The organism is Vibrio sp. G-C-1, assembly GCF_021728015.1.
In the GTDB taxonomy this organism is placed as follows: Bacteria; Pseudomonadota; Gammaproteobacteria; order Enterobacterales; family Vibrionaceae; genus Vibrio; species Vibrio splendidus.
On the sequence record NZ_JAKKCR010000002.1, the window covers coordinates 425446 to 437375 of the forward strand.

An 11930-nucleotide genomic window follows, 5' to 3' on the forward strand; every position below is an offset into this window, starting at 1 on the left:
ACCAAACTCATCCCACCCTGTTTCCCCGGTTCCTATAACCGGGGCTTTTTGTTTTTGGAGCAAAGGAAGAGCAGAACTAAGTTTTTGGTTATCATGTTTTAATTAGTATGTAACAAGTCAGCTTTATTTTGGTTAAAAGATATGGCGTTTGTTAAAAGTATCTAATAATCATGGTCTTACAATATTTCTAGTGTATGATTTCTATGCTTTCAATAGTTACTAACGTGATTGATTGAAAGGTGCTGAACAGGCTGTCAAACCTACTCAATAAGCTAATTGAGCAGAATGACAGCAATACTTGGATAAGTGTCTTGATAGGTACCTCCAGAGTTATTGTTATAGTGATAGCATAATTTATGTTTAACATGACGCGGCTTTGACGGCCCCTACGGCCAGTTAATCCGAGGAAGCATTTAGAATTGCCGCTGTTCTAGCTCCCTCGGTTTTGCTCTCGGAGTAAAAATGAGAATTGTACCTAAAGAATGGTTTCGTCCTCGTACATACCTGCACTTTGATTTACCCATCAGTCTTAAAAAAGCATCAATAATAGTCACTGATCCTATACTGGTAGCTAAACATGCTTTTTATCCACTAATTCACTACACAATTGAAGCTAATAAAATTGGTAAAGATCCAATTAGCAAGAAAGTTGTATCATTACCTTCAAAATCGAGGCCAATTTCATATCCGGCTCATGTAGATAGCCATATATACGCGTACTATTCGAAAGTTTTGAATCAAAGCTATGAAGAGAAATTAAAAAAAGAAGGGCTTAGTGATTCAATTTTAGCTTTCCGCTCTTTAGGGAAAAGTAATATTGACTTCGCTTTAGACGCTTTTAATACAATAAAAACATCAGGTGAATGTTGTGCTGTGGCGTTAGACATCTCAGGTTTTTTTGATTCATTAGACCATGATATTTTAAAGCGAGAGTGGTGTAACTTATTGCAAGTACAAAGACTTCCCAAAGACCACTTTAATGTTTTTAAATCGATAACCAAGCATTCCTTTGTTAAAAAAGACGAATTGTACAAGTCATTAGGAATTTCACTTAACTACCACAATTACTCAAAAAGAAGAGTATGTAGCCCCCAGGAGTTTCGAGAGAAAGTTAGAGGGGGCAAATTGATTAAACCTCATAGTCTTTCATTTGGTATACCACAGGGAACCCCTTTAAGTGCTATATTATCAAATATTTACATGTTTGATTTTGACATAAAGATGAAAGAGTTTGTGAATGTTCACAATGGTAAATATTTTCGATATTGTGATGATATGTTATTTATCGTCCCGATAGAATATAAGTCTAAGGTAGAAAGCTTTGCTATGGAGACAATTCAGTCTCTACAGTTATCGGTTAATCCTAAGAAGACAGAAATTCGAATATTTAGAAAGGACGGTGAAAAGTTAAAGGCAGATAAACATCTGCAATATTTAGGTTTCATGTTTAATGGAGAGGATATTTTTATTCGTTCTTCATCTTTAGCGCGTTATTCTGAAAGAATGCGAAGAGGCGTAAGGTTAGCTAAAAAAACGATGATAAAATATAACAATATTCGTCATCACAACGGGCAATCTGAGAGGCCTTTGTTTAAGCGAAAATTATACAGTCGTTATACTCACCTTGGTAAAAGAAACTTTATTACATATGGGATTAGGGCTGCCAACAAGATGGAAAGCCACTCAATTCGAAGGCAATTGAAACCACTTTTTAAGCGTTTTAATGATGAAGTTAATAAAGATTAGGGTTTAACCTAGCTATTTAAGAAGACAACTCTGTATAGATACTTTATATGAATCTCTACCCATGGCACTTTTGCTTCAAGTTGATTTTTATTAAGGCAGAAAATGGAAGACTTGATAGTCGCGTATTTTAGGGCATTAAGCTCATTCTTTAGGTATTTTTTCAGTCGTTCTTGATTGAGTTCATTGGTTACGGAGCTGGTTGGATAGTCTGTAAAGTATTCACACTAGGGCGCTTCCCCCCATTGATTCCAACTGAAAAAGAGCGAACCAGAATCTCTTATATCGGAGCTATTAGCATCGTGTTACTTCTGTTAGCAATTGGTGTCTTCAATAGTTTGTGATTCGGAGTGAGGATATATGAAATTTTACCCCGCGGAACAATACCAAGCGGCTTGCAACGAGCTGTTTATCCGATACGAACGTGACATCAAAAAGCTAATCCCTAACGCGAGAGTTGAGCACGTAGGTGCATCTTCTATTCCATCAGCAGTGTCGAAGGGCGATTTGGATATCTTCGTAGGTGTTGAGCTTGGCGAACTTGAGGATGTCATTGGGAGACTCACAACACTCGGCTTCAATGAGAAACTCGATACCTTAAGAACGCCGGACCTGTGTATGTTGGAGTCTACATCAGGGGATGATGTGGCGTTGCAAGTGGTCGCCAATGGTTCTGAGTTCGAATGCTTTCTAAGGTTTCGTGACAAGCTATGTGCCAATCCGGCATTAGTTCAGCAATACAACACCCTCAAAATGTCTTGTGAAGGTTGGCCGCAAGAAGAGTACCGTGAAAAGAAGTCTGACTTTATCGAGCATGTGCTGGCTTTGAAATAGTCAGCTGTCCTTACCCTTTTTGTCTCCAATCTATAAACCCTAGTTAAATCGCTAGGCGTACGTTTTCTAGCTCTCACTATCTAAAGGCTTTCACCTCGTAACGTCTCCTGTTCATTAGAGGTGATTACAAAAAATAGATCCTCTAACCATTTGATCAAAGTTGCATGTAAGTGATTAAGTTCATACAGAACAATGGTTTAGTTCTATTTAACTGATTTTTTGAATTTTAACTACTCATTATGCAACGTAGCTCACACATCTGCATGCAAGTTTAAAATCAAACCATTTGCATATGTTATGTTTCTCGCGTTTTTATAAAGTCTAGGTTATTACATGAAAAATAAGGCATTTCTTTGCTCTGCTCTTCTTCTCGCATTATCTGGGTGTGCTTCTGTGCCAACAGTCGATTCTTCAGTTTCTGATCAGGCGAAAACGTTCCCTGTTCCTAAAGAAGGTAATACAGGCATCTATATCTATCGTGAAGATACTTTTGTCGGTGGTGCGCTCAAAAAGTACGTATATGTTGATGGAGAATGCGTAGGTGAAACGGCTCCAGGTGTGTTCTTTTATCACGAGGTCAAAGGAAATGAAGAGCATGTCGTCAGTACGGAATCTGAATTTTCTGAAAATCACGTATCCCTTTTTACTGCTGAAGGTCGGAATTACTTCGTTAACCAATACATTAAAATGGGCGTTTTTGTCGGTGGTGCAGGTGTTGAGTTAGTCGATGAAGAAGTAGGGAAAGCTCAAGTACGCAAAGTCGCAATGGCTGAAAGCGGTAACTGCCCTTCTATATAGTGATTCAATCTAATTCAAGATGACGTCAGAGCTTCGAGTTTCTGACGTTTTTTAATTTATAGGCATTTTGACTTTAGGAAAGGACATGTCTGAAGTAATAGAAAACACCCCTACAATTGTACTCGCGTCTCGATGGTCTCGCTTATGGGCATCTATCATTGATGCTTTCGTGTATGCGATTTTCATTGTTCCTGTTTTCCTATATGGCGGTTTGTACGATAAATTGCTTTCCAATGAAACCATTGAACTAACAGAACAAGTTGCTCTGACTGTTTATGGTTGGGTGGTTTACTTTTTGTGCCAAGGGTACTTACTTCATAAGAAGGGGCAGACAATTGGTAAAAATCTAATGGATATTGCGATTGTCGATATGGAAGGTAAACAAATAGGTTTGCTAAACATAGTGGGCAAACGAATCGTTCCTATGGTGGCTGTAGCTTACATACCTTTTATTGGTCCATTTATATCAACGTTAGATTATCTGTTTGTTTTTCGCAAAGACAAACGTTGCTTACATGACTTAATCGCTGGCACTCAAGTTGTCATTGTTTCAAAGAAAAGTTCAGGTAGCGACAACTCTGAAATTGGTGAAAATACAAAGGAAGTTATCCCTGCATCTCGATGGCCTCGTTTTTTAGCGTTTTTTATTGATGGTGTTATTACGGTTGCCATCATTGCGCCAATCTTTATGTATACAGATTGTTTCCAAAAAACAATCGATACAGGGGTGATAGATCTTAGAGAAGTCGCTGCTGTCTATGCCTATTTAGGGCTGATGTTTTTACTGGTACATGGGTATTTACTGAATAAGAAGGGACAGACGATTGGCAAACATCTAATGGAAATTGCGATTGTCGATATGGAAGGTAAACCTATAGGGTTATATAAAATAGTGGGTAAACGAATGATACCTATGATTCCCTTTACTATTATACCTATCACTGGCCATTTAATATCCATGTTGGATTCTCTTTTCATTTTCCGAAAAAACAGACGTTGCTTGCATGACTTAATCGCAGGCACTCAAGTTGTTAGTGTGTCAGCCAACAATTTGGGGAAAAATGAGCACGAATCATTAGAAAGCCTGTCATCGACAGTTGAAAATATACCTGAAGTAAAACTCGCATCTAGATGGCTACGCTTTTGGGCCATTTTTATTGATGTCCTAATTGCTGTGGCTACTGTCATGCCCATTTATCTCTATACCGATTATTTCCAAAAAATATTTGAAACAGGGACGGCTGATACAGCAGAACTAATAGCTGTCACTGCTTACGGTTGGTTCGTGTTCCTTTTGTTGAATGGTTATTTGCTGCATAAGAAAGGGCAGACTATTGGCAAAAATGTAATGGAAATCGCGATTGTCGATATGAAGGGCGAACAAATGGGGTTGTTCAATATACTGGGTAAACGAGTCCTACCGATGACAGTCGTTATATATATACCTTTGATTGGTCAATTTATTGCGTTGCTAAACTATCTGTTTGCTTTACGTAAAAACAGACGCTGCTTGCATGACTTAATCGCGGGAAGTCAGGTTGTTAGTGTTGCTGTTCCTAGAAATCTCGATTTCAGTACTATCGAATAGAAATTCATAATCAAGCACTTACATACTTTAGGAACTTCATGATTCATAAGCTTTTCTCAGCCATTTCTATTTATAGATATTTACCGAATAATATCTATTATTTAGCACTGGCTAGAATGATTCTGGGAATGGGTAACTTTATCGTTCCATTTTTAGTCTTACTGTTAACCGATAAGTTGGGTTATTCCGCAACAGTCGCAGGTTCCCTTGCCATGGGTGTGACGGGCTCTTACCTTTTAGGGAGCTTTTTAGGTGGGAGATTAGCGGATAGGTTGGGACATAAACGGGTCATGGTGTTTGGCGAGTTTATGTGTGCTGTATTATTGATTATTTGTGGTTTCTTTGCCGATGCTCCGGTAGTTGTACCTGTGTTTTTGTTTTGTGCCTATTTCTTTGGCGGTTTAGCGTTGCCCGCGAGTAATGCTTTAGTTGCGGACCTTTCTACCCCTCAGAATCGTGATGCAGTCATGTCACTGAGTTATCTAGCCTATAACTTTGGTTCAGCTCTTGGTCCTGTTATGGCTGGGTACTTGTTCTGGAATCACACTGACTGGATATTTTTCGGCAACGGTTTTGCGGCTCTTTTTTGTGTTTTTATTGTGGCTGCATTTGTGAAGTTGCAACCTGGAACGGAATCGACCAGCGAGAGTGAACTGGAACAGCCCGTTTCTGGTTCGGTTTGGTCAGTTTTAAAATCAAGGCCACGGCTTTTGTTGTTCACTTTTCTATGTGGATTGCTGTGGTATTCGCTAAATCAAATGACTATGGCGAGTCCATTGTATTTGAGCCATGTGTTTGGAGAGCAAGGCCCAATTATTTTCGGGCAACTCATGACTTACGCTTGTGTTGTAGTGGTGCTGATTACGCCAATCTTAATGAAGTTCACGTCAGGTAAGGCTGAAACCGTAAGCCTTGCTTATGCAGGCTTTATGTTTGCCTTTGGTTATATGCTCGTCATGTTGTTTCCCAACATTCCTGTTCATTTTTTTGCTTGGCTATTTCTATCTGCGGGCGAGGTTCTTCTTTTGACAAAAGAGGGCATATATTTAGCAAACAACTCCCCTTCGAGTCATCGTGGACGCATTCAAGGCGTGCTCATTACCTTGCGAACGGTTTTCGTTATGCCTAGTTTTATCGTGATTGGCTACTTTATCGATGATTATGGGTACACTTTCACTTGGTTTAGTGTGATATTAATTTCAGTTGTTGGTGCCGTTGGTTTTTATCTTATGTCAGCTAAGGGGAAGCAATGTCCAGCGTTAGTCACTGAGTAGTTATCCGATTTACTAGCAAGTAGTATCTTTTAATCACCAGAGGTAGGCTTATGATTACAATTAGAAAAGCGGCTGAGTCTGATGCTCAGGATATTTTCGATATTCGAAGCCGTGCCATTGTCGAGAAGTGCTCGGCTTATTACTCAGAAGAACAGCTGTCAATATGGACGCAGGGTGGAATGTCTGATGGATTCATAAGCGATGTAGTCCAAACCTTTCACGTTTCAGAAGTTGATGGTCGAGTGATTGGCAGCGGTAAAATCAACATCGAAACCGGTATGATTGATGCTATTTTTGTGGACCCAGATTTTTCCGGATAAGGCGCAGCGAAGCAGATGTTGCAGTTCTTAGAGGAACTCGCGATTCAACACAACTTGCCGTTAATGAAGCTAGAATCGACCCTGAATGCTGCGGAATTTTATCGTTCGTGTGGTTTTATCGGTGATGAACTTTCCACTTATCACTCGCCTAGAGGTATTAGCCTCGACTGCATCCCGATGGAAAAGCCGTTAGTTGCTTAAATAAACAGCGCCAACGCCAATTGTTGGTGCTGTTTTTACTTTCCTCTTACACTCTTTTCAAATATCGAACCTAGTATCAAATTTCTCTTTGTTACACAGGCAAGTCTCTCATTATGAAGAACTTCTTTGATAGTGAACTCATGCTCTCTAGCTCCTTGAATTTCGTTTTGCTATCGCTTGGGCTAACGCTCCTTTTTCATCTTCCGATTTGGTGTGGGTTCAACTTGAGCCGACGCAAGTGGAAGCTCATGGATTATTTATGGCCGTTTCTAGCGGGTATCGGGATGCTGGGTGCAGTATCTGAGATTCGTGCGAAAGTAGCGGGTGATTGGGTTGAAACAGAACAAACCAGAGCCGTGGCGATTTTAGAATCGGTTCAGCAGTTTTCTTTGGATAAATTAAGAAGTGATACCTGCACCGGTCAGCCATCTTTAGATAATCACGCTCAGCACCATGAAGCGTGTTTGTGGTATCTGAATACGGCGATCACGTTCAAAGATGTCGATTTCACCTTGTTACCCAACGCATCGGATTTTGCGGTTCCTGCGCCGAGCGTGTCGCTGGTTGAAAGCGATGCAGTGTGGGTGGATGGTATGCTGAGTCAATATGAGATGCAGAAAAACCAATACATAAAAACCAGAGAAGCGCAGGTGAAGCAGCCACTAGAAAGTATCTTTTGGTATGTGAGCCCTTACTTAGTGTGTTTCGCGATTGCGTTACGTTTGACGAAAGTCACCGCAGAGCTCAAATTAGATAAGTGCGCATAGTTTGAGTTCCTATACCCAGATAGAAAAGGTGAAGTAATGAATGTGAGTGAGTTTTCTCAGTTGGTGGGTTTGTCGGCTCACACGCTTCGCTACTATGAAAAAATCGGCTTGTTGAAAAATGTTCAGCGGAACAGTAGCGGTCATCGAGTCTATACATCGAAGGACGTTACCTGGATTGAGTTCGTGAAGCGCTTAAAAGACACCGCAATGCCACTGGATGAGATTTTAGAATACGCAAAGCTAAGGGAGTTAGGGCCAGAATCGACTTCGCAGCGCCAAGTGTTGCTCGAACAACATCAACAGAATTTGCGTTCCCATATCGAAGAACAACAAAAGCACATGGCAGCATTGGAAGAAAAAATTAGTTTGTATCGAGATGGAAAAGTCCGTTGACTTAGAGTCGACTCTAACTTGTAAGGTGTTCCTGTAAATCATAAAAAGGAACAAACCTATGAATCAATCACGTTTCGACATCGGCTTAGAAAGACTTAATCATATCGACGGAGAAGCAGGGCAACAGGTTATTGAAAGCCTGCAAGACATCTGCCCTGATCTTGCCAAATATACTATCGAGTATCCCTTTGGTGACATCTATTCACGCCCCGGTTTGGATTTGAAATCGCGAGAGATCGCGACCGTGGCAGCCCTTACCGCACTCGGCAATTGTGCCCCTCAGCTTAAGGTGCATTTGAATGCGGCACTCAATGTAGGATGCAGTGAAGAAGAGATTAAAGAAGTGATACTGCAGATGTCGGTCTATGCGGGATTCCCTTCGGCATTAAATGGCATGTTCGCATTTAAAGAGGTGCTTGCGGAGAGAGGCACAGCTTGAGATAAATAGAAAATATAGTCTGAAAAGGGAGCGTCAACTTTGCTAAGTTGCGCTCCCTTTTTATTGATTGGCTAAGTTTTCAAGGTCGTAAACCTGAAGGTTCGCGGTTCTTTAAGACGACATAGACAGCGCGAATGACAGCAAGATAGGTAAAGTCACCACACTCAGGAAGTTGCCGAACAACACCATAGATGCGACCTTGGGAGGCTCGACATTGAAGCGTTCTGCAAACAGGTAGTTCATCACGGCAGGTGGCAGCATGGTGAACAGCACCATCATTTGTAGGTGCAGCGTTGGCAGCGGGATAAAGAAGTAGATGATGGCGAAGGCGATGGCACCAGTAAACAGCGATTGAGCCGTGCACAGCAAGCCAACTTTGAGTCCGCTGAGCTTCAAGTTGACCATTTGCGAACCTAGCGACAACAGCATGATAGGCACGGCTGCTTGGCCGAGTAGTGAGGTGGCTTCGTAGATTGGATTCCACACTGCAATGCCAGATAAGTTGAGCGTCATCGCTAACGCTGCGGCTAAGAATATCGGCATCTTGAGGATTTGTTTGATCGGGTTACCATCGCTTAATAGTGCCAAGCCAACACTAATGTGCACGCAAGCCGACACCACAAACAGCAGTACAGCAGGGGCTAATGCGCTCTCGCCAAAGGTATACGTGAACAGAGGAATCGCGAGGTTGCCACTGTTGCGGAACATGTGTGGCGGAGCCCAAGCTTTGAAGTTGAGCTTAAAGATCTTACAGATTGGTATCATCAATAAAGCAGGAACCAACACCGCGACCAAAGAGGCGGTGATGAGTGGCAGTTGTTCTGTGTCGAGAGGCATGGTGGTTAGCGATGCAAACACCAAAGCAGGAATACACACATCCATGTTGATGCGATTGATCGGTTTGAAATCGGGCTTGAGCCAACGACCCACCGCAAAGCCAGCACTGGCTAAAGCAAAAACGGGAAACAGAATGCTGACGACCTGTTCGAACATAGAATTCCTTTCTAGATTTAGTGCTTCCATTTAGCTGAGAAACGAATGTTCGAGAGAGACGCTAAAGTGAAGTATGAAGTCGAGATGTATAAACATTAACCTATCAATATAATGAGTTGGCGTCACCGAAGATCGTTGTCTGTGAGCGGTTAATTTATATTTATTTGAATGAAGCACAAAAAAGACCAGTGGCATCAGCAACTGGTCTTTAAAGGCTAGATAAATCTGGACGGATTTTTAATTAACGACGGCTTGTCGCTATCTAGCGATTGTTACTCGGTTTTAAGCCTAACTAACGAGTTTCTTGTAATCTTTGAAGTTCACATCGTAGGCCTTTTCGCCGTAGATGTAAGTCTCGCTAACGGTTCTGTCGTCACCCAAGCTCATCAATACAAACAACTTCTCTTCTAGCTTGGTGGTTTGTTCCATTCTAAATCGCATCAGTTGTGTTGCGTGCAAGTCGAGCACCACGAAATCCGCTTCTTTGCCGACTTCCAAGTTACCAATCTTGTCTTCTAAATGCAGCGAACGTGCGCCGCCTAGTGTTGCCAAGAACAGCGACTTAGCTGGGTGCAGTTTCTTATGCTGTAACTGCATGATCTTGTACGCTTCACTCATTGTTTGCAGGATTGAGAAGCTGGTGCCTGCGCCTACATCAGTACCGACACCGACACGAATGCCGTGCTCTTCCATCTCTGGTAATCGGAACAAACCCGAGCCTAAGAAAAGGTTAGAAGTTGGGCAGAAGGCGATGGCAGATTCAGTATCCGCTAGGCGCTTACATTCGCAGTTAGACAAGTGAATACCATGGGCAAATACCGAACGTTTGTGAAGTAGTCCGTAATGGTCATAGACATCTAGGTAACTGTCGCGCTCTGGGAACAGCGATTTCACCCACTCGATCTCTTTCTCGTTTTCAGAAAGGTGCGTGTGCATGTACACGTCTGGATATTCTTCTAGCAGTTTACCGACAGTGGCAAGTTGCTCTGGAGTACTGGTTGGCGCAAAACGAGGCGTCACAGCATAAAGTAGTCGGCTGCGGTTATGCCATTTCTCAATCAGTTCCTTGGAGTCAGCATAGCCAGATTCCGGTGTGTCGGTGAGGTAATCAGGCGCGTTGCGATCCATCAATACCTTACCGGCGATCATTCGTAGGTTACGCTTCTCGGCTTCTTCAAAGAATACGTTAACCGACTCTTTGTGTACGGTACCAAACACCAGTGCTGTGGTGGTGCCGTTGCTTGCCAATTCGTCTAGAAATAGCTTCGCCACTTTGTGTGCGTAAACTGGATTTTTGAAGCGCTTTTCTTCTGGGAAGGTGTAGTTCTCTAACCAATCAAGAAGTTGCTCACCGTAAGACGCGATCATCCCTGTTTGAGGGTAGTGGATGTGCGTATCAATAAAGCCAGAGGTGATCAGTTTGTCTTTGTATTCTTTTACTTCGAGTGTTTTAGGTTGGCGAGCCAATACCTCATCGGCATGGCCTAAGTCGACGACATGGCCGTTCTCAACCACTAAAACACCGTCTTCAAAATAGTCGTAAGACTCATCGATACCGACATCTTTTGGGTCGGCGACGCTGTGTAAAATGCTGGCGCGATAAGCTTTGCGTTGCGTTGTCATGTTTACTTCCTTTTAATGACTTCAGCGACGTTATGGCCACTGAAGCTTTGCGACTTTTATTAGGCGATCTTCTCTTCCAATGGTGGTTCGCCTACGTCGCTTGGTTGACTGTGTTGATCGGTCAAATCCTGATTTCGATATTGTTTGGTTGGGCGCTTTTGTTCAAGTGCTTGGCCTTGATAGTGTGCGATCAGTTCACCAGCAACCGACACCGCAATTTCGGCAGGGTGTTTGCCATTCACCGCACTAATGCCAATCGGGCAAAGCATAGTTTCAATTTGTTCTTGGCTATAGCCGCGTTGCTCTAAGCGGAAGTCGAACTTCTTGCGCTTAGTAAGCGAGCCAATCATGCCGAAGTAACGGCTGTCTTCACGGTCGATAATCGCTTTGGTTAAATCGAAATCGAGCTGGTGGTTGTGCGTCATCACTAGGTAGTAGCTGTTCGGTGGCATGTGTTTCACTTCACCAACCGGATCGTCTGAGACAAGCTTCTTCACACCGTGTGGCAGCGTTTCAGGGAATACTTCTTCACGTTCATCAATCCAGGTCACGCGGAAGGGTAGGGTTGCGACAATGTGCAGCAGCGCTTTGGCAACATGACCTGCGCCAAACAGCACAAGATGGTTCTGCTGAGTGCCAATCGGCTCAAAGCTTAACGTTGCCATTCCGCCACAACATTGACCTAAACGAGCACCTAGGTTGAAGCGTTCCACTTTGAGTGATTTCTCGCTGGCAATCAGCATCTCACGCGCCATTTTAGTAGCCACATGTTCAAGGTGGCCACCACCAATCGTAGCAATGATTCGGTCACGAGTGACAAGCATTTTGGTGCCCGCATCGCGTGGAACGGAGCCTCTGTCTTCAAGTACTGTCACCATTACACACGGTTCGTAGTTCTCTTCCAGTTTTGCCAGTTCGTGAATCCAATTATCCTTAAACATACGTCCTCCTAAATCC

Annotated in this window: 11 protein-coding genes and 2 pseudogenes; 10 read left to right on the forward strand and 3 right to left on the reverse strand. The window is 42.6% G+C overall.

Going from position 1 to position 11930, the window contains the following annotated elements; genetic code table 11:
* Positions 1-462 precede the first annotated feature (462 nt).
* The 10 genes and pseudogenes from drt2 (at position 463) to L3V36_RS04985 (ending at position 8357) form a co-directional block, all read left to right on the forward strand.
* Positions 463-1746, forward strand: a complete 1284-nt coding sequence (gene drt2 / locus L3V36_RS04940) for an antiviral reverse transcriptase Drt2 (protein WP_102448145.1) — start codon at positions 463-465, stop codon at positions 1744-1746.
* A 102-nt stretch (positions 1747-1848) separates the two neighbouring features.
* A pseudogene (locus L3V36_RS04945) lies at positions 1849-2087 on the forward strand (hypothetical protein).
* 16 nt (positions 2088-2103) lie between these two features.
* Entirely contained in the window at positions 2104-2577 is a 474-nt protein-coding gene (locus L3V36_RS04950; protein ID WP_102448146.1) for a GrpB family protein, read from the forward strand.
* 333 nt (positions 2578-2910) lie between these two features.
* Complete coding sequence (locus tag L3V36_RS04955) at positions 2911-3375, forward strand: DUF2846 domain-containing protein (protein ID WP_102448147.1); 465 nt, start codon at positions 2911-2913, stop codon at positions 3373-3375.
* 85 nt (positions 3376-3460) lie between these two features.
* The gene (locus L3V36_RS04960; protein WP_102448148.1) at positions 3461-4963 is read left to right on the forward strand and encodes an RDD family protein; all 1503 of its coding nucleotides are present in this window, start codon (positions 3461-3463) and stop codon (positions 4961-4963) included.
* Between the two features lie 38 nt (positions 4964-5001).
* Entirely contained in the window at positions 5002-6237 is a 1236-nt protein-coding gene (locus tag L3V36_RS04965; RefSeq protein WP_102448149.1) for an MFS transporter, read from the forward strand.
* A 50-nt stretch (positions 6238-6287) separates the two neighbouring features.
* Positions 6288-6758, forward strand: a pseudogene (locus tag L3V36_RS04970) (GNAT family N-acetyltransferase).
* Between the two features lie 248 nt (positions 6759-7006).
* Positions 7007-7525 carry a hypothetical protein gene (locus L3V36_RS04975; RefSeq protein WP_102448150.1) on the forward strand — a complete coding sequence of 173 codons (519 nt, stop codon included), beginning with the start codon at positions 7007-7009 and terminating at the stop codon, positions 7523-7525.
* A 36-nt stretch (positions 7526-7561) separates the two neighbouring features.
* Complete coding sequence (locus tag L3V36_RS04980; protein WP_054541470.1) at positions 7562-7918, forward strand: MerR family transcriptional regulator; 357 nt, start codon at positions 7562-7564, stop codon at positions 7916-7918.
* Between the two features lie 58 nt (positions 7919-7976).
* Positions 7977-8357, forward strand: a complete 381-nt coding sequence (locus tag L3V36_RS04985; protein ID WP_054541471.1) for a carboxymuconolactone decarboxylase family protein — start codon at positions 7977-7979, stop codon at positions 8355-8357.
* A 111-nt stretch (positions 8358-8468) separates the two neighbouring features.
* Here the strand turns inward: L3V36_RS04985 and L3V36_RS04990 are convergent, their stop codons facing one another.
* The 3 genes from L3V36_RS04990 to xdhC all read right to left on the reverse strand — a co-directional run bounded on the left by L3V36_RS04990 (position 8469) and on the right by xdhC (position 11914).
* Positions 8469-9350: an AEC family transporter gene (locus L3V36_RS04990; protein WP_054541472.1), complete on the reverse strand. Its 882-nt coding sequence runs from the start codon at positions 9348-9350 to the stop codon at positions 8469-8471.
* A gap of 288 nt (positions 9351-9638) precedes the next feature.
* Positions 9639-10973 (reverse strand): guanine deaminase, encoded by a 1335-nt coding sequence (guaD, locus tag L3V36_RS04995; protein ID WP_102448152.1) that lies wholly within the window; start codon positions 10971-10973, stop codon positions 9639-9641.
* A 59-nt stretch (positions 10974-11032) separates the two neighbouring features.
* Positions 11033-11914, reverse strand: a complete 882-nt coding sequence (gene xdhC, locus L3V36_RS05000) for a xanthine dehydrogenase accessory protein XdhC (RefSeq protein WP_004732871.1) — start codon at positions 11912-11914, stop codon at positions 11033-11035.
* Between the last annotated feature and the right edge of the window lie 16 nt (positions 11915-11930).